General features: G+C 47.2%; 16 protein-coding genes and 1 pseudogene. 13 read left to right on the top strand and 4 right to left on the bottom strand.

Annotation, left to right across the window (positions count from 1 at the left end; translation table 11 throughout):
- Positions 1 to 100 precede the first annotated feature (100 nt).
- From COP04_RS15660 to COP04_RS15650, 3 genes are all read right to left on the bottom strand, one after another.
- Positions 101 to 2,692 carry a transglycosylase domain-containing protein gene (locus COP04_RS15660; RefSeq protein ID WP_100488878.1) on the bottom strand — a complete coding sequence of 864 codons (2,592 nt, stop codon included), beginning with the start codon at positions 2,690 to 2,692 and terminating at the stop codon, positions 101 to 103.
- Positions 2,693 to 2,862: 170 nt separating this feature from the next.
- Positions 2,863 to 3,465: a 30S ribosomal protein S4 gene (gene rpsD / locus COP04_RS15655; RefSeq protein ID WP_100488877.1), complete on the bottom strand. Its 603-nt coding sequence runs from the start codon at positions 3,463 to 3,465 to the stop codon at positions 2,863 to 2,865.
- Between the two features lie 289 nt (positions 3,466 to 3,754).
- On the bottom strand, positions 3,755 to 4,204 hold the full coding sequence (locus COP04_RS15650; protein ID WP_100488876.1) for a GAF domain-containing protein: 450 nt from the start codon (positions 4,202 to 4,204) through the stop codon (positions 3,755 to 3,757).
- 409 nt (positions 4,205 to 4,613) lie between these two features.
- On the opposite strand from COP04_RS15650, the gene refZ reads away from it, so the two are divergent.
- Positions 4,614 to 5,288 carry a forespore capture DNA-binding protein RefZ gene (gene refZ / locus COP04_RS15640; RefSeq protein WP_100488874.1) on the top strand — a complete coding sequence of 225 codons (675 nt, stop codon included), beginning with the start codon at positions 4,614 to 4,616 and terminating at the stop codon, positions 5,286 to 5,288.
- Here refZ and COP04_RS15635 read toward each other — a convergent pair.
- Positions 5,273 to 6,039: pseudogene (locus tag COP04_RS15635) on the bottom strand (sulfite exporter TauE/SafE family protein). The gene refZ and the pseudogene COP04_RS15635 sit on opposite strands and share 16 nt — an antisense overlap.
- Positions 6,040 to 6,261: 222 nt before the next feature.
- Between COP04_RS15635 and ezrA the strand changes: the two are divergent.
- The 12 genes from ezrA (at position 6,262) to hisIE (ending at position 17,621) form a co-directional block, all read left to right on the top strand.
- A complete protein-coding gene (gene ezrA, locus COP04_RS15630) occupies positions 6,262 to 7,962 on the top strand; it encodes a septation ring formation regulator EzrA (RefSeq protein ID WP_100488873.1) in 1,701 nt (566 codons plus the stop codon).
- 110 nt (positions 7,963 to 8,072) lie between these two features.
- Entirely contained in the window at positions 8,073 to 9,215 is a 1,143-nt protein-coding gene (locus COP04_RS15625; protein WP_100488872.1) for a cysteine desulfurase family protein, read from the top strand.
- Between the two features lie 5 nt (positions 9,216 to 9,220).
- The gene (gene thiI, locus COP04_RS15620; protein ID WP_100488871.1) at positions 9,221 to 10,420 is read left to right on the top strand and encodes a tRNA uracil 4-sulfurtransferase ThiI; all 1,200 of its coding nucleotides are present in this window, start codon (positions 9,221 to 9,223) and stop codon (positions 10,418 to 10,420) included.
- Between the two features lie 121 nt (positions 10,421 to 10,541).
- Positions 10,542 to 10,742 (top strand): alpha/beta-type small acid-soluble spore protein, encoded by a 201-nt coding sequence (locus tag COP04_RS15615; protein WP_100488870.1) that lies wholly within the window; start codon positions 10,542 to 10,544, stop codon positions 10,740 to 10,742.
- Positions 10,743 to 11,100: 358 nt separating this feature from the next.
- Positions 11,101 to 12,315, top strand: a complete 1,215-nt coding sequence (locus COP04_RS15610) for an ATP phosphoribosyltransferase regulatory subunit (RefSeq protein WP_100488869.1) — start codon at positions 11,101 to 11,103, stop codon at positions 12,313 to 12,315.
- The gene (gene hisG / locus COP04_RS15605; protein ID WP_100488868.1) at positions 12,300 to 12,950 is read left to right on the top strand and encodes an ATP phosphoribosyltransferase; all 651 of its coding nucleotides are present in this window, start codon (positions 12,300 to 12,302) and stop codon (positions 12,948 to 12,950) included. The genes COP04_RS15610 and hisG overlap by 16 nt, the downstream gene beginning before the upstream one ends.
- Positions 12,931 to 14,220, top strand: a complete 1,290-nt coding sequence (gene hisD, locus COP04_RS15600) for a histidinol dehydrogenase (protein WP_193437482.1) — start codon at positions 12,931 to 12,933, stop codon at positions 14,218 to 14,220. The genes hisG and hisD overlap by 20 nt, the downstream gene beginning before the upstream one ends.
- Positions 14,213 to 14,806, top strand: coding sequence for an imidazoleglycerol-phosphate dehydratase HisB (gene hisB, locus COP04_RS15595; RefSeq protein WP_100488866.1), 594 nt, complete (start codon positions 14,213 to 14,215; stop codon positions 14,804 to 14,806). The genes hisD and hisB overlap by 8 nt, the downstream gene beginning before the upstream one ends.
- The gene (gene hisH, locus COP04_RS15590) at positions 14,803 to 15,468 is read left to right on the top strand and encodes an imidazole glycerol phosphate synthase subunit HisH (protein ID WP_100488865.1); all 666 of its coding nucleotides are present in this window, start codon (positions 14,803 to 14,805) and stop codon (positions 15,466 to 15,468) included. The genes hisB and hisH overlap by 4 nt, the downstream gene beginning before the upstream one ends.
- A complete protein-coding gene (gene hisA / locus COP04_RS15585) occupies positions 15,468 to 16,226 on the top strand; it encodes a 1-(5-phosphoribosyl)-5-[(5-phosphoribosylamino)methylideneamino]imidazole-4-carboxamide isomerase (protein ID WP_100488864.1) in 759 nt (252 codons plus the stop codon). The genes hisH and hisA overlap by 1 nt, the downstream gene beginning before the upstream one ends.
- Positions 16,195 to 16,953 (top strand): imidazole glycerol phosphate synthase subunit HisF, encoded by a 759-nt coding sequence (hisF, locus tag COP04_RS15580; RefSeq protein ID WP_100488863.1) that lies wholly within the window; start codon positions 16,195 to 16,197, stop codon positions 16,951 to 16,953. Before hisA ends, hisF begins: the two co-directional genes overlap by 32 nt.
- The gene (gene hisIE, locus COP04_RS15575) at positions 16,950 to 17,621 is read left to right on the top strand and encodes a bifunctional phosphoribosyl-AMP cyclohydrolase/phosphoribosyl-ATP diphosphatase HisIE (protein ID WP_100488862.1); all 672 of its coding nucleotides are present in this window, start codon (positions 16,950 to 16,952) and stop codon (positions 17,619 to 17,621) included. Before hisF ends, hisIE begins: the two co-directional genes overlap by 4 nt.
- Positions 17,622 to 17,695 lie beyond the last annotated feature (74 nt).

The raw sequence follows: 17,695 nt of genomic DNA, 5'->3' as shown, positions 1-17,695 counted from the left end.
AAACCGAGGAGTTTGCTGTTTTTGCAAAATGATTTAAAGGGCTGTCCCATTAGGACATCCCTTTTTTTTAAAACGGGGGAATATCACTAAAAAAGGCGAGTTATGGCCTAATCCTTCCCAAAAGAGTCGGGTTTGCCGATTTCAGATCGATATTTGGGAAACGTGAACTCATGATTTCCGGCTTGATTCTGAATCCCCCGAGAACGGCTCCATTACTCGTCCCCAGCTGATTTGAATCCTTACTGTTCTTATTTCCGGTGCCGGCAGGAGCATTTGCAGGTTCCAGCGCCTCAACAGTTTGCGTGGGCAGGTATTTATTGTTGACAAGATCTGTCGTGACAAAGCCTGCGGACTGGCACATTTGAGTTGGTTTTTGATCGGTCAGGCCGCACATTGTTACCTTAGAAATACCCGCGGGTTGATTAAACTGTTCTTTCGGTGCCATCAGCTGCGGATCATCGTGGTAAGCGCTGTTGGCAAAACCGGCCCATAACTGGCGTGTCTGTGTTGAATAGGTGTATCTGTTCAGCTGATCATTATGCGCATAGCCATTCCAGACACCCATGGTAATATTCGGATTGGAGGCGACAAGCCAGGAATCGCGCCAATTCTGCGATGTTCCTGTTTTACCAGCCCAATCGGCAGAAAAATTAAGCATACCTGGAAGGCCCCGTCCGGTTCCGGTTTTAAAAACATCACGCATCATGTCGAGCATCAGATAATTGGTCTGCGGTGAAAAAACACGAACCGGATTTGATTGGTGCTGATAAACAATGTTCCCTTTTCTATCTACAATTTTTGCGATCATATAGGCATCAATGAATTCGCCGTTATTGGCAAAAGTGGTGTAGGCATTTGTATTTTCTTCAACAGTAACCCCCCGGGTGATTCCGCCAAGAGCCGCTGAGACATTGTATCCGTCCGTACCGACTAGAGACGTGATGCCCATTTTTTTTAGGTAATCGGGTGCTTTATTAGTTGCCAGGCTTAATCTTGTAAACGTGTCGACAGCGGGAACATTATGTGAGGCAGCCAAAGCGGATCTGACTGTTTCAAAGCCATGGAAGATTTTTGTGGTGGCAGTTGAACCATAGTCGGTCGGTGCATAAACTTGGCCGTTCACCGTGCGCTGGTAGGGCAGATCGGCGACAATTGAGCCGGGCTGAATCAGGCCCATTTCCATCGCAGGAGCATATACAAGCAAAGGTTTCATCGTCGACCCGTTTTGTCTTGTGACTTCAGTAGCATAATCATATTGCGATTTTTGAAAACCGCGCCCGCCGACAAAACTAATGATCTTCCCAGTCCTGTTATCAATCAGTATGGAGCCTACCTGCATCGAATCTGTCATTTTTTTAGTCTTTCCGTTACCATTCTGTACAGTAATCGTTCGATCCGGACTGTAACCGGTATAATTTTGTGCAAAGCGCTGCATGTCGTCATAAATTGGTTTGTTGATCGTTGTATAAATCTTATATCCACCATACTGCAGATCTTTTAATGCGGTGTTCATCAGGCTGGAAAAGAGCTGATAATGATTCTTAACGGCACTGAAATTATATCCGTGTATTTTCGCAATCTGCGCCAGGGATCTGTTTCCATAAACATGATTGCTCTGCTCATAGAGCATGTTCCCGTAATTCAGGTAATCATTGTAAAAACTGCTGCCGTTATATCCTTCCTGCCCGGCCAGCTTCTCGGCAAGAATGATTGTCGATCGTTTTTCAACTTCCTGTGACAAGTAGGGATAATCGTTGTTCATTAATTTTCCCGGTTTCGAAAAGTGCTTGCGGTAGTCATATTTCAGTGCCGAATCCAGCTGCCTTTTATTAATATATCCGGTCTCATACATTCTTCTCAGCACGGTGTGTGCACGGTTAACTCCTGCCGATATATCTTTTTTTACTTCGCCCTGACTCTGGAAGGGCGAGTAGGTAAACGGATTTTTCGGCAGCCCAGCCAGAAAAGCGGCCTGAGGAATATTCAGTTTGTCCGCACTGACATTGAAGATGCCCTCTGCCGCGGCTTCTGCGCCTGCAATGTTTTTGCCTGTTGAATTCCGGCCGAAAGGAGCCATGTTAAGATAAGCTTCGAGAATCTGATCTTTGCTGAAAAATTTTTCAATTCGCATGGCCAGCAACATTTCTTTGAATTTTCTGTCAACAGTAACCTGATTTGTCAAAATTTGATTTTTCACCAGCTGCTGCGTGATTGTGCTTCCTCCGGAGATCTGTGATTTATGTAGAATTTCTTCCATGGCTGCACGGATAACCGACTTGGGAACTATGCCGTGATGCTGATAAAAAAATTCATCTTCGGTAGCGATCACGGCATGAGTCAAGTTTGGAGAGACATCATTCAACTGTGTATTTGTACGGACCAAGTCGCTGTTCAGTTTGCCGATCGGGATGTTACCGGCAAAATAACTGACACTGCTCTCGCTGTAATTGGTAATGTCCTGATTAAGCGTTTTATAGCTAAGTACAGGCTGATTGCGGACGAGTTTCGCAAAATATCCCGAGGCAGTACCGGCCACGAAAAAAAAGCAGATAACCAAGACGCAAATTGTCATTAAAAATGATTGCCAGACGATATTCTTTGCGATGTACAGGGTCTGGATTCTAGAATTTGAAGACCAATATTCCGCAAATTTGTCAAATAGATCGGAAAAACGTTTGAATTGGAGGCGCATGGCACATCTCCTTAAATTAGTTGTACTAAATGATTATGGTTCTGACGAAGCGTTTACATTATTTTACGCCAATTTTCTTATATCTTAGCTTAAATTAAAAAACTTGAAAAGGAAAAACAAGGTAAAAAAACTCCCGTCTGCTTTCTGCGGACGGGAGTGGTTCAGTCAATTTATTTTGAATAGAATTCGACGATCATTGCTTCCGTGATTTCTGCAGGTAGCTCTGAACGTTCAGGAAGCCGGCTGAAAGTTGCTTCCATGTTTTTTTCATCAAAGGACAGATATTCAGGAACGAATGTATTTGTCTCCAGAGCATCTTTAATAACAAGCAGATTCTTTGACTTTTCACGAACGCCGATTGTTTCTCCAGGCTTTACTCGATATGAAGGAATATCGACACGTTTGCCGTTCACAGTAATATGGCCGTGATTGACAAGCTGGCGTGACTGGCGGCGCGTCCGTGCAAAACCCATTCGGTAAACAAGGTTGTCGAGACGGGACTCAAGCAGAATCATGAAGTTTGCACCGTGAACGCCTTTTAATTTAGCCGCATCATCAAATGTGCGGCGGAACTGGCGTTCATTCAGACCGTACATAAAACGCAGTTTCTGCTTTTCCTGCTGCTGAAGACCGTATTCGGACAGCTTGATACGCTGGGTCGGGCCGTGTTGACCTGGTGCGTAAGGACGCCTTTCAAGTTCTTTTCCTGTTCCGCTGAGCGATATGCCCAAACGGCGTGATTTTTTCCATACTGGACCGGTATAGCGAGCCATAATTATGACTCCTCCTTTGTCATTTTATTAGAGCTGTCCAGCAACTTTCTACTGAGCATTCTCTGATCGGTATAAAATGACACCTCCGGTAGTTTTTCCGAAGCTATTTTGCCATCTTGCATCTTCGCCCAGGCAGCCTAGGTTACACGGTGCACCTCATCTCATAAGAGGGACAAAATAAAAGGACTCCGAATTCTTTCCGGTTCTGCCTCATTTTACACGAACGCAATTATACCTTTTCCCGGAGTACTTTGTCAAGCATTGACAGGCCGCGGCAAGGCCCGGAAGATTACAGATATAGAGCCAGTGTTTCTGCAAAAGCTTCAAGAAACTGCTGGTCATCTTCAGAAAATCGGTCGGTAACAGGACTGTCAATATCGAGAACGCCGATCAGCTTATCTCCGACAATCAGGGGAACAACGATTTCCGAACGCGAGTCTTCGTCACAGGCAATATGTCCGGGAAAATCATGCACATCGGCAACGCGCACGATCTCTTTTCTTTTTGCTGCGGTACCGCAGACTCCTTTTCCTACCTGAATGCGGACGCATGCGGGTTTGCCCTGAAATGGCCCGAGGACGAGTTCATTCTTCTTGAGCAGATAGAATCCGACCCAATTAATGCGGTCAAGGCATTGATTAAGCCAGGCGGCGCTGTTTGCAAGATTGGCTATCTGATTCGGTTCATCTTTGATTAACGATTCAAGAACCTGGATTCTTGTTTTATTGACAGAATTCATCTTTTTTTCCTCAACTTTCTACGAAAGTACTCTCATTTTATCAGATCACGGAGAAAGTTTCAGCTGGGTTGTCGAAAGTTTTTTGCAGGGGAAGCGCCCTTTTAAAAGAATATTTTTATATTATAGAGTCTGTTCAAAAAGGTGGCAAAGGAGAACGGTTGCGGGCTAAAAACGCAGCATCGTGTTGCAACGCCTGCACGAGGTCATCCATGACCGTCGGAAGGTCGAGGCGGCGAAGTTTCGAGGACCGGAACGTAGATTGGCGCTACGTGAACTGGCGCAGGATGTGCTGACTTCTGCGCACGCCTTTAGCACAAAGCCAACGAAGAAATTTGCAGCATCATTCGGTGACTTTTTAAACACCTTCTTATAGGATATAATATTTTCATCGGGAAAGGGATGTGTGCAGATGCCGTCAGAACATGCAAATCCGGCCGGCGGGAAAAAGTCGAGGGAAGCGGTTATTCATTCTGCTCTGAAGCTATTTAATATGTCCGGGTATGACGGGACATCCGTGCGGGCGATTGCTGCAGATGCCGGCGTTAATCTGGCTCTTGTATCGTATTACTTCGGCGGGAAACAGGGGCTGCTCGAATATCTGATGTCATCTTTCTTTGAAGGTTATCTGAATGAATTGGAAGATGCGGGACAGGATGCAGCTGTATCCGGCAAACAAGCGGGTGATCGGCTTGTGTTTATTGCGGACAGGCTGATCACGTACCAACAAAAATATTTTTATCTTTCCCGTTTTTGCCATAGGGAAATGACACTGGATAACCAGCTGGTCCGGGAACTGATGTCCAGCTATCTGATGAAGGAAAAGTATTTGTTGATCGAGATTTTTGAAGAGATCCTTCCGGATGCGGCGACAGATCCTCAAGCTGCTGAATTTACTGTTCTTCAGTACAGGGATTTGGTAATCATGCCTTTTCTGCAGCCCCAGTTCCTTCGGGAAGTTTTTTTTCTCCGCCCAAGTGAGCCTTCCTTTCGTATCAATTACCTTCGCTACATCAGCCAATGGGCGGAACAAGTCACGCAAGTGGAAAAAGAGTCTGATGGTTCGCGGAATCAGCTAAGCAAGTGAATGAAATAATCCACAATATTTTTCCCGATCAAGGCAATTGTAATAATTACGAACAGCATTTTTACATAGGAAGCCCCTTTTTTAAGGGCGAATTTTGCCCCGCACCACGAACCAGTAATCAATGCGAAGGCCATCACAGCACCAATTCTATAATTGACGTATCCAAGAATGGCGAAAGTAATTAATGCCGCAATGTTGCTGCCGAAGTTCAGTACTTTGGCGTTTCCCGCCGCGCCAATAAAGTCGAAACCAAGCAACAAAAATGAAAAAATAAGGAAAGAGCCCGTTCCGGCACCAAGAAAACCGTCATAAAATCCGATTGAAAAGACGAGCGGAAGGAACCAAAGCTCCGTTTTTTTTGTCAGGCCAATATAATTGGACGAAGCACCCCACTTTTTCCTAGTCAGGGTATAGACAGTCACTGCGCAAAGCAAGATGAGAATGAGCGGGCGAAGAAGAGAGGGTGAAAGAAAATGGACGAGAAACCGAATGTTGATCCGATGAATGACAGTGGAAATAATTTTAAAGTCAGCTTCAAATTGATTTTTCCCGACCGAATGAAGGCCAGGGTGCTGGTCAGTGATCCCGTGGAGCTGGCCAGTTTGTTTGTACCGAGCGCGATCTGAGGAGGAAGGCCGACTGACAGCAGGGCAGGAGTAGAAATCAGCCCTCCACCGCCGACCACCGCATCAATAAAGCCAGAGGAAAAGCCCGCTGCAAGAAGAAATAAATAAGTCGGTAAATCCGTCACCGTTCAGCCATCTCCGTTCGTGAACAAAGCCTGTCATGCTGCTGATTATAACATTCACACCGGTATTTGTGGAACTGCCAACAACTTCAGGTGTTCATTTCGGATAGAAGTTGTGTAAAAATCGACGGATTATCACTTTTTTTGTCCTTGACAGACAGTTTTTTTGATACAATAGAATATAATTGGATTCAGTGTTTCATACGAGAATGGGGGAAATTCCGTATGCTTTACTTGGTGATCGGCCTTATTTTGCTTATTGTTCTTATTATTGCTTATGGTACGTGGATGAGAAAGAAAACGTACGGGGAGATTGATCGTGCCGAAACCCGGAGGACGGAACTCGGAAACCGCCCTTTTGTTAAGGAAATGGCAAAAGTCAAACAGCTGAAAATGGCCGGGGAGACGGAAAAAAAATTTGAGAAGTGGCGCGCCGACTGGGACAGTATTGTTACTGGCGATCTGCCTTCGGTCGAGGAGGGTCTTTTTGAAGCGGAAGAACTGACGGACAAGTATCGATTTAAAAAAGCGGAACATCTGGTCAAAGACCTGAACGGCAAAATGGATAAAATTGAATTGAAGATAAATGAAATACTGGCTGAATTGAATACTGTTGTGGATAGTGAAAGCAAGAACCGTGAAGATATCACATCGATCAAGGAATCCTACCACCAGGTCAAAAAGCTGATGATCACCAGGCGCAGCCAATTCAGAGAAGCGCTTCCGCTTCTTGAAGGATACGTCAAAGATATTGATGAACATTATAAAAAATATGGTGACGAAACTGAAAACGGGAATTATATCGAAGCAAGAGATGCCCTGTTGCATGTAAAAACAGCAATTGGCTCCGTGCAGGATGAAATTGATCGGATTCCGGATTTGTACGAGGATATCAGGCAAACGATCCCGGATCAGCTCAGGGAGCTGCGCCAGGGCAAAATCGAAATGGAGGAACAGGGTTATGCGCTTCAGCATCTTCAGATCGATGAACAGCTGGAGGAAACGGAAAAGCAGCTGCATGTACTGGGAGAGGCTGTAGGCAGGCTGGAATTGGACCAGGCGTCGGAAGGTCTGAAAGGTATACATGATCAACTGGACTGGCTGTACGGACAGCTTGAAAAAGAAGTCTTAAGCCGGAAAAAAGTCAGTGAAGTAGCGCCTGAGATTGAATCGAAGCTGGAAAATGTCGGTGAACGTATCAAAGCTGTGTCGGAGGCAACAGAGACTGTCAGGGAGAGTTACCATATTGATGACCAGGATCTGAATGCACAGCGCGAAATCAGCAGAACCTATAATAAGCTGAAAAAGGGTTTTTATGAAGCGGATGATCTGCTGAAAAAACATTCGGAAGCTTTCAGCACGGCTCTTGAACAGCTGAACGGAATCAGGACGGATATTGAGAATGTTGAGTCGCTGACCACGGAATTTGATAAAAAAATTAAAACGCTGCGAAAAGACGAAATCGAGGCAAAAGAAATGATTCGCAAGCTTCGGCACTCGCTTTTCGAAACTGGAAGAATGATCAGGCAAAGCAATATTCCGGGCGTTCCGCAAGCTTTTGCCGCGGCTCTTGACCAGGCAGGCGAGCATTTGAAATTTGTCAACGATAAACTGGATGAAAAACCTCTGAATATGATTGAGGTGCAGAAAGCGCTCAGTGATGCAGAAGCCGATACCGCGGATGTCCGCAAACAGGGCCAGACACTTGTTGATACGGCATCCCTTGCCGAAGAAATGATCCGTTACGGAAATCGGTATAGAAGCAACGATCCGCAGATTGACAGCGAACTGAAGATTGCTGAAAACTTTTTTCGAAATTATGATTACCAGGCTTCTGCAGAGGCAGCCGTGAAAGCAGTCGAAAGAAAAGAGCCGAAAGTTATGAAAAGAATTGACTTATATCAGGAACAGGAACATCAGGCTTGATTTTTCGACATTCATAACTGGTCGTGGTAAGATGCGACTAAGCACGTAGAAGATTAGTGCCGAAGAAGACGGCATAAGTCAGCTTTTTCTGAAGGGAGTCGCAGCGATCAATGATTTATTTAGATAACAGTGCAACAACAAAACCTTATACAGAAGCGATGGATACGTATCGGACCGTTTCTGAGCAGTTTTTCGCCAATCCGTCCTCCATTCATGCATTGGGGGGGAAGAGTGAATCACTGCTTTCGAAGTCACGCGAGCAGGCAGCCCGGCTTCTGAAAGTGGATGCAAAAGAGATTGTTTTTACTTCAGGTGGTACAGAGGGCAATAATCTGGCAATTAAGGGTGCAGCACTGGCCTATCGCGGCCGTGGATGTCACTTGATTACCACCGCTGTCGAACACGCGTCAAGCCTGAATGCATTTAGACAGCTTGAAAAAATGGGTTTTGAGGTTACTTATCTTCCAGTTGACCGTGAATGCAGAATTTCCGTTGAAGACTTCATGAAAGCTTATCGAAAAGATACGATCCTTGTTTCAATCATGCACGTGAACAACGAAGTCGGTACGATCCAGCCTGTAAAGGAAATCGGTGAATTTTTGAAAACAAAACCGACGACGGTTTTTCACGTGGATCATGTTCAGGGATTCGCTAAAGTGCCACTGCAGCTAAACAACAGCGGTATTGATCTTTGTACCATATCCGGCCATAAATTTCATGGCCCGAAAGGCACCGGAATTCTCTATGTCCGTCAGGGGACGGTGCTTGCTCCGCTCTTTTCCGGAGGCGGACAGGAGGATGCTATGCGCTCGGGGACTGAGAACCTGCCTGGAATCTGCGGTATGGTCAGAGCGCTCCGAATGACTGCCGAGCATGAAGAAGCGGGCATCCGCCATTTATCTGATTTGCAACAGCAATTGCGTGCCGGACTTTCAAACATTGAAAATGCGGTGATTCACACGCCGCTTTCCGGATCTGCACCTCATATTGTGAATGTCTCGTTCGGGGGAATCAAATCCGAAGTGCTGGTTCATGCGCTGGAAGAAAACGAAATCTATGTTTCCACAAAATCGGCCTGTTCATCCAAAGACACCGGGGCGAGCGGCGTGCTGCTAGCGATGGGTGTCCCTGAAGGAGAGGCACGACAGGCAATTCGGATCAGTACAGCATTTGAAAATACGAATGAAGAAATTGCTGCTTCTCTTTCCTCTCTAGCTGAAAATGTGAAGCAGTTGAAAATGGTCATGAGGTGAAATAAGTGATTTACGATTATTTAGTTATTCGATTTGGAGAGATTACTCTTAAAGGAAAAAACAAAATGAATTTTGTTCAGAAGCTCGAAAATGACGTGGTGGAAAAATTAAGACGCTTTCCTCAACTTGCCATCAAAAGGCACTTTGACGACATTGAGATTCAGCTCAATGGTGAAAATGCCGATCAGGTCATTGCTGTTCTGAAACAAATTTTTGGCATCCAGAATATTTCGTCTGCAATTAAAGTGGAAAACAATCTTGACGCGATGCGCAGCGGAGCAATTCGTATTATGAGAGCCGAAAATGGCGCCCGTACGTTCAAAATTGCCGCACGCAGAAAAGACAAGCGATTCCCTATTCACGGAAGTGAACTGAATCAGGAACTGGGCGCGTATGTGCTGAAAAATTGTGAAGGGATCTCCGTCGATGTCCATGATCCCGATATTACATTACGGGTTGAAGTGGGGTATCACGAAACAAGGATTTATGGCCACGAATATGAAGGGGCTGGGGGACTCCCTGTCGGATCCAGCGGCAAGGTTCTGCTGATGCTTTCCGGGGGAATCGACAGCCCTGTGGCGGGCTATCTGCTGGCGAAACGCGGTGCAACAGTTGAAGCCATTCATTTTCAGAGTCCGCCATATACAAGTGACCGCGCAAAGCAGAAAGTTATCGATCTGACAAAAAAAATCCAGTCCTTCGGCGGCACGGTCAAACTGCATCTTGTACCTTTCACAAAAGCCCAGCTGGCAATCCGTGACGCAGTTCCAGAGGACTACAGAATCACAATCATGAGGCGGCTGATGTTCCGCATCGCCGAGAAAGAGGCGCAGAAAACGGGTGCCCTCGCATTGGCGACGGGAGAAAGTCTCGGGCAGGTAGCCAGCCAGACACTGGAGAGCATGAATACTATTAACCAGGTTACCGATCTGCCTGTTATAAGGCCGCTTATTACAATGGATAAGCTGGATATCGCACGGATTGCCCAAAAAATAGACACTTATGAGATATCCATACGGCCTTATGAAGACTGCTGCACAATTTTTCTTCCCAAAGCGCCGAGAACCAGGCCGGACAGGCTGCACGCAGAACGATTTGAACATTTTTTTGACGTGGATGCCCTGACTGAAGAAGCGGTCAACGGTATCGAAACACTGACGATCAAATCTGAAGACAGTGAAGATGTGTTCAGTGATCTATTATAATGCTTTTCTTAAATCTTTTAGTTGTTCAATAAACAGCCCATTGTTGAAATAATTACCACCTCCTTTTTTGCATGTCACGAATCGTGCTTGCACATGATAATGGCACAAGGAGGTGAGAAACATGGCTGATAATAACAGCAACAAAATTCTTGTTCCAGGTGCAGAACAGGCGCTTGAACAGATGAAGACTGAAATTGCTTCCGAATTTGGTGTCCACCTGGGCCCGGATACGACTTCACGTGCCAATGGTTCTGTCGGTGGTGAAATTACGAAACGTCTCGTAGCAACTGCACAGCAGCAGCTTGGCGGAAAAGCATTCTAATTGAAAAAAATATGTTCAAAGAGGGGCGGCCAAAGCCGCCCCTTTTTATATAGAGTCTGTTCGAAAAAGAGGACGAAAAGGGCGCGTTTTTTGCAGAAGATCCTTCTAGCCTTTTTCATGGATTTTTCGAACATCCTCTATGCAGAAAAAAATCCTCTGCAATAGATATTAGATCAGTCAGATCATATTGACTTCTGTATAATTTTGCACTAAAATACACAATACATGCTTTATCATACTAGCGAAGTAAAGCAGCTGAGAAATTCAACATCTTTGTTTGATATGAAAGTGCAGCAATCGATACACGGAGCCATAAAAAGCTACAGACAGAGAAAACTGCGGAGAAGGGGAACGACTGATGACACAACCTTATATGTTTGAAAAGCCGCTTGGACTGCGCGATTTGCTTCCTCAGGCACAAAGAGCGATTGCAAAACTGGAAAATATTTTCCGGCAGGAGCTGCAGCGCTGGGGTTATGATTTTTTGCAGACGCCGGCACTGGAGTATGCGGAAACAGTCGGACGCGCTTCGGCGATCGAGGACAGCCAGCTATTTAAATTTTTGGATGTCGAAGGCCATCCCGTGGTTCTGAGGCCTGATATGACAACGCCGATTGCACGGATTGCGGCTTCAAGCCTTAGAAGGGACCCGCTGCCCCTCCGGCTCGCTTACACAACGGCTTTGTATCGCAGCCAGAAGAAAGGAGGAGGGCATCCAAGTGAATTCGAGCAAACCGGAGCAGAATTGATTGGGGATGCTACGCCTTATGCGGATGTAGAAGTAATTTCGCTGATGATTGCTCTGCTGAAAAAAACCGGGTTGGGATCTATAAGGCTGGCAGTCGGCCATGTGGGCTTTGTTAATGCACTTTTTTATGATATTGTGAAAGATAAAAATACAGTCAAACAGCTTCGAAATTTGCTTTACAATAAAAATGACGTCCGCTTTCATGAGTATGTCGCTTCGCTGGGACTGCCGAATCATGCAGTTTGGAAACTTAATGCATTTATCGATTCCAGGAGACTTAATAATGATGAGACGCTGGACTATCTCCAGTCAATGACTGCCGGATCGGCGATACCCGTCCATTCTTATTATCAAAATATTGTGGAACTTATGGATTTGTTGAAAATAGATCATCTGGATGGAAAAATTGATCTGGACATTACTCTTGTCCCGCATTTGAACTATTACACTGGTTTTGTTTTTCAGGGATTTGGCGGAGATCTTGGTTTTCCTGTTGCGAGCGGAGGCCGTTATGATGACTTGCTCGCACAGTTTGAACGGCCGTGCCCGGCGACCGGATTCGGCATCCGGCTTGACCGGCTGATGAGTGCCATGCACAAGGCGGAACTTCAGACGGAGCCGCGGAAACAGGCGGTCATCTACGATCGTGAAAATGCAGGCAGAGCGCTTCATTTCGCTAATCAGGAAAGGGAGAAAGGCTATGCCGTTGTTCTTCAGCATGCTGACGGCATTGAAGATCCGGATGCCTTCGCCGGGCAGTTTGATATGATCAGGAAATTTCTAAATACGGACAGAACGGAGACAGAAGGATGGACGAATCGGTAATTACGGTGGCCATGCCGAAAGGACGCATTTTCGAGGATGCCTGCCATCTCCTCAGATACGCGGGTTTTGCATTGCCGGAAACATTTGAGACGACACGTAAACTGATACTGGATCTGGATGAAGAACCCTTCCGTTTTATTTTGGCAAAACCGGTTGACGTTCCAACCTATGTCGAATATGGCGCCGTGGATATCGGAATCGCCGGGGAGGATGTGCTGCTCGAAAGCGGGCGCGATGTCTATGAAATGGTAGACCTCGGTATCAGCAAATGCTACATGGCGGTAGCGGGATTGCCGCATCATCGCAGCAATCACCCATATATGAAAATCGCAACAAAGTATCCTCATATTGCTTCTGATTATTACCGGAAACGGGGCGAGCAGGTCGATCTGATTGCTTTGAACGGCTCAATCGAGCTGGCACCGATTGTCGGGCTTGCAGATGCGATTGTTGACATCGTATCGACCGGCCAGACACTGAAAGAAAACGGGCTGGTCGAATTTGACCGGCTGATGGATATCAGTTCGCGACTGATTGTCAATCCGGTCAGCTACCGCCTGAAAAAGAAAGCCATTGATGAAATAGTGGAGAAAATGATCCGGGCGACGGAGGGGAATAAAATTGGAATGGATTGAAAACGGGAATCTGGTTTTCCTGAAGCAGCGAAAAGTTGAAGCTAAAGAAGCTGTACAGCAGTCAGTTAAGGCGATTATAGAAAAAGTAAAGGCCGAAGGGGATCAGGCGATCAAGGCCTTCACTAAAAAATTTGATGGTATAGAGCTGGCGGAGCTGCGTGTCAGTGAAAAAGAAGCGGCCGCAGCCGCAGCTCGTGTCCCCGAAGAAGTGCGCCGGGCGATTAGCCAATCAGCGGCAAATATCCGGTCATTTCACGAAAAACAGAAACCTGAGTCGTGGACTGAAACGGTTGAAAACGGCGTTGTGCTCGGCCAGAAAGTGACGCCCCTGGATTCAGTGGGTGTTTACGTCCCAGGGGGAACGGCCTGCTATCCGTCATCAGTCCTGATGGGCGCAATCCCGGCACTTGTTGCCGGTGTCGGACGCGTTGTCCTGATCTCACCGCCACAGAAAAACGGTTTGATTGCCGATGGCGTGCTGGCGGCTGCACAGGAAATAGGAATCACTGAAATTTATCAGGCCGGCGGTGCTCAGGCCATTGCTGCGCTCGCCTATGGCACGGAGACCATCCGCCCGGTTGATAAAATTGTCGGCCCCGGCAACATTTACGTCATGCTGGCAAAGAAACAGGTATTCGGCGATGTTGCGATTGACAGCTTGGCCGGACCAAGCGAAATCGCTGTTCTGGCTGATGATTCGGCACATCCGTCATGGATTGCCGCCGATTTGCTGTCCCAGGCTGAGCACGACAAAATGTCCATGCCGGTGCTGATTACCCCGTCGCGTCCCTTTGCGGAAGAAGTTGACCGGGAAGTTGAGCGTCAGCTGGCAACATTGCCGCGCCGTGACATCGCCGGACCGTCGATTGAAACCGTCGGGAAAATTGTGCTTGTCAAAGACCTTAAGGAAGCTGCTGAGATCGTGAACAAAATTGCACCGGAGCATCTCGAGATTGCAGCTGCAGATCCCGAAGCTATTCTGCCGCTCATACGCCATGCCGGAGCTATTTTTCTCGGCATATACAGTTCTGAACCGGTCGGTGATTATTTTGCCGGACCAAACCATATTATCCCGACGAATGGCTCCGCGCGCTATGCAAGTCCGCTGGGCGTCGAAAGTTTTATTAAAAGATCCAGCCTGATCCGTTATACAGACCAGGCGATCCAGGAGAACGGGGCCGCAATTTCTGCTTTCGCGCGTTACGAGGGACTTGAAGGCCATGCCCGTGCCGTTGAGAAACGATTGAAAGGGGTTCCTATCCATGGCTGATCGAAAAGGATTCGTTGAGAGAAATACATTTGAAACGCAAATCAAACTGAATTTTTCGATTGACGGGGATGGCACATCACAATTGAAAACCGGTGTGCCGTTCCTGACTCACATGCTTACGCTGTTTGCCAGACATGGTTTGTTCAATCTTGAAGTTGACGCGCGCGGAGATGTCGATGTGGACGATCACCACACCACTGAAGATATCGCTATTTGCTTGGGACAGGCCATTCACCAGGCATTGGGCGATAAAAAGGGAATTAACCGGTATGGCTACGCCATTGTGCCGATGGATGAAGCTCTTTCCGAAGTGGTGGTTGATCTCAGCGACCGGCCGGCGTTTGTTTTTCACGGGACGTTGCCGGCACAGAAAGTCGGCGCATTCGATACGGAGCTGGTCGCCGAATTTCTTGATAAACTTGCTATAGAGGCGCGGATGAACCTCCATGTCAGCGTCCGATACGGAGAGAACACGCACCACATTATTGAATCGGTTTTTAAAGCATTGGGACGAGCCCTTGACACAGCATCCCTTAAAAATCCGAGGATCCAGGGGGTCCTTTCAACGAAAGGAACATTAGGATGATTGGAATTGTTGATTATGGAATGGGCAATCTGTACAGTCTCAGTCGTGCTCTGATCAGGCTTGAAGAATCCTATTTCATCAGTGATCATGCTGAAAAGCTGGATGAGGCGGATGGGCTGATCCTTCCCGGGGTCGGCGCTTTTAAGGATGCCATGGCTTTGCTGAATGAAAAAAAACTAACCGGTTTTCTTCGCAGCTATGCCCGGGAGAGACCATTGATGGGTATTTGTCTCGGCATGCAGCTGCTTTTTGATGAAAGTGAAGAGGGAAGCCTGACCCGCGGACTGGCGCTTCTCCCGGGCCGTGTCGTGCGCTTCAGTGGCACTGCAGAAAATGGCGAAAGCTATAAAGTACCGCATATCGGCTGGAATACGCTTGATTTCAGCAAACCGGACTCACCCCTTTTGCAGAACCTTAATCCCGATTACGCTTATTTTGTCCACTCCTATTACGCGGTCACGGATCGTCCCTCCATTTTGATTGCGAGTGCGGATTATCACGGTTTGGTACCGGCTGTTGTGGGAAACGGCCTTGTATTTGGCACACAGTTTCATCCTGAAAAGAGCGGGGGATTCGGCCAGGCCCTCCTTAATAATTATCTGCGGTTTGTCAGAAACGTGCCTCGGTCGGAATCCATTGCGGACAGCGGGGGGGATGCCTAATGTTTACGATTTATCCCGCCATTGATCTGCTGGGCGGGAAGTGCGTGCGTCTCTATCAGGGAGATTACGGACAGTCCACAGTTTATGATGCTTCACCGGTCAGTGTGGCCCAAAGCTTTTATGATCAGGGAGCCGAATGGCTTCATGTCGTCGATCTTGACGGTGCCAAGGCGGGACATCCGGTGAATCAGCAAATAATCCGAAACATTGCATCGGAAGTTCCGATCCGTGTTGAAGTCGGCGGGGGCATCCGCAGTCTGGAAACGGTGAAATTTTATCTGGACGGAGGAGTCCGGAGAGTGGTTCTCGGCAGTTCGGCGATTGCTGATCCTGAATTTACCCGGGAAGCACTCCGCAAGTATCCGGATGAAGTAACGATCGGTCTGGACGTGAAAAATGGGAAAGTCGCTGTGAAGGGCTGGCTTGAAGTATCTGATCTAAGCGCAACTGAGCTTGCCCGGGAGCTGATCCGCGCGGGTGCATGCCGGTTCATTTATACCGACATTTCCCGGGACGGAGCACTCCAGGGCGCCAATGTTGCCGGCGCAGAAAAGCTGGCTGCGGAAATCGGTATTCCTGTTGTCCTTTCCGGTGGTGTCACAACAATAAAAGAGCTTGAAAAAATGGCCGGGAATGCTTCCGGTGGAATAAGCGGCGCCATTATTGGAAAGGCGCTGTATACGAAGCAGATTCTTCTCAGAGAAGCTGTAAGGGCGGTGAAGACAGTTGCTGGCAAAACGAATTATCCCCTGTCTTGATGTCAAAGAAGGGCGTGTCGTCAAGGGTAAACAATTCATCCATTTGCGCGATGCGGGCGATCCGGTAGAACTTGCGATGTACTATAACGGGGAGGGTGCCGATGAACTGGTGTTTCTGGATATTTCGGCAACAAGTGAAGGAAGAAACACAATGGTTGAGGTTGTCAAGGCCGTAGCTGCCAAACTTGCCATCCCCTTTACTGTTGGCGGCGGCATCCACTCACTGGAAAATATCAAGACGCTGCTTCGTGCGGGGGCGGACAAAATATCACTCAATAGTTCGGCGGTCGCAAATCCTGAACTGATTTCGGCCGGCGCGGATTTTTTTGGCTGCCAGTGCATTGTCTGCGCCATTGATGCTAAATTTGATCCAGAGACAGGTACATACCGGGTCTATACACATGGCGGCCAGAAAAAAACAGATCTTGATGCTGTCGAATGGGCAAAGAAAGCTGTATCGCTTGGTGCAGGCGAAATTCTTTTGACTAGTATGGACCGGGATGGCGAGCAAAACGGTTTCGAACTGAACCTGACACGGAAAATCAGTGAGGCTGTAGCTGTTCCGGTCATTGCATCCGGCGGTGCGGGAAAAGCTTCCGATTTTTTGGACGCGTTTCGCCTGGGAAAAGCAGATGCCGCGCTGGCCGCATCAATTTTTCATTACAAGGAAACCTCGGTTGCAAAAGTTAAAAAGTATTTAAAAGAAAAAGGAGTGGCGATCCGATGAAAGCAGAAGATATCAAATTTGATGAAAAAGGACTCGTCCCGGCGATTGTCCAGGATGCGCAGAGCAAAGAAATTTTAATGATGGCCTATATGAATAAAGAGTCGTTTCAGAAATCGATGGAGACTGGGGAAACTTGGTTCTTCAGCCGGTCGCGCCAGAAACTCTGGCACAAAGGAGAAACATCCGGAAACACACAGAAAATTATCGACTGGGCTGTGGATTGTGATTCGGATACACTGCTCGTTAAAGTAAATCCCGCCGGCCCCGCATGTCACACCGGGAGCTACAGCTGTTTTAAAACTGAAGAAGGCGACAAGCAGGAGGCGGTACTGAGCGGCAGCGACCGTTACAGCATTCTCGCCGAATTGGAGCATGTGATTGCCGAGCGTGAAGCAGAACGTCCTGAGGGCACTTACACGACCTATCTTTTTAACGAAGGTATCGACAAGATTCTGAAAAAAATTGGTGAAGAAACTTCCGAAGTAATTATCGCCGCCAAGAACCGGTCGGTTGCCGAGCTGGAATGGGAAGTTTCAGACGTGATCTATCATACGCTGGTCATGCTTCGCGAGCAGAAAGTCGGATTTGACCGAGTGTTGCGCGTTCTGGAGCAACGTCACCGTGAAAAAAGTGAATTCCAGCGTGAAAAAGCAAAAAATCTCGACTAACTGATGCAAATGCCAATTTTTACACGTTCCGTTCGTTTTTAACTCGATTCGGTTCGATTTTTCCTTAATTCGGT

This window comes from Sporolactobacillus pectinivorans (assembly GCF_002802965.1).
Classification (GTDB): Bacteria; Bacillota; Bacilli; order Bacillales; family Sporolactobacillaceae; genus Sporolactobacillus; species Sporolactobacillus pectinivorans.
The sequence above is the reverse complement of the archived record's forward strand: the minus strand, read 5'-3'. Positions and strand labels throughout refer to the sequence as shown.

Excerpts from the sequence above, each read along its gene's own strand:
- COP04_RS15615 (WP_100488870.1), top strand. The coding sequence starts at position 10,542 with ATGGCTGATAATAACAGCAACAAAATTCTTGTTCCAGGTGCAGAACAG.
- COP04_RS15625 (WP_100488872.1), top strand. The coding sequence starts at position 8,073 with ATGATTTATTTAGATAACAGTGCAACAACAAAACCTTATACAGAAGCG.
- COP04_RS15650 (WP_100488876.1), bottom strand. The coding sequence starts at position 4,204 with ATGAATTCTGTCAATAAAACAAGAATCCAGGTTCTTGAATCGTTAATC.
- hisIE (WP_100488862.1), top strand. The coding sequence starts at position 16,950 with ATGAAAGCAGAAGATATCAAATTTGATGAAAAAGGACTCGTCCCGGCG.
- hisG (WP_100488868.1), top strand. The coding sequence starts at position 12,300 with ATGGACGAATCGGTAATTACGGTGGCCATGCCGAAAGGACGCATTTTC.
- ezrA (WP_100488873.1), top strand. The coding sequence starts at position 6,262 with ATGCTTTACTTGGTGATCGGCCTTATTTTGCTTATTGTTCTTATTATT.
- refZ (WP_100488874.1), top strand. The coding sequence starts at position 4,614 with ATGCCGTCAGAACATGCAAATCCGGCCGGCGGGAAAAAGTCGAGGGAA.
- hisH (WP_100488865.1), top strand. The coding sequence starts at position 14,803 with ATGATTGGAATTGTTGATTATGGAATGGGCAATCTGTACAGTCTCAGT.
- hisB (WP_100488866.1), top strand. The coding sequence starts at position 14,213 with ATGGCTGATCGAAAAGGATTCGTTGAGAGAAATACATTTGAAACGCAA.
- COP04_RS15660 (WP_100488878.1), bottom strand. The coding sequence starts at position 2,692 with ATGCGCCTCCAATTCAAACGTTTTTCCGATCTATTTGACAAATTTGCG.
- rpsD (WP_100488877.1), bottom strand. The coding sequence starts at position 3,465 with ATGGCTCGCTATACCGGTCCAGTATGGAAAAAATCACGCCGTTTGGGC.
- hisA (WP_100488864.1), top strand. The coding sequence starts at position 15,468 with ATGTTTACGATTTATCCCGCCATTGATCTGCTGGGCGGGAAGTGCGTG.
- COP04_RS15610 (WP_100488869.1), top strand. The coding sequence starts at position 11,101 with ATGACACAACCTTATATGTTTGAAAAGCCGCTTGGACTGCGCGATTTG.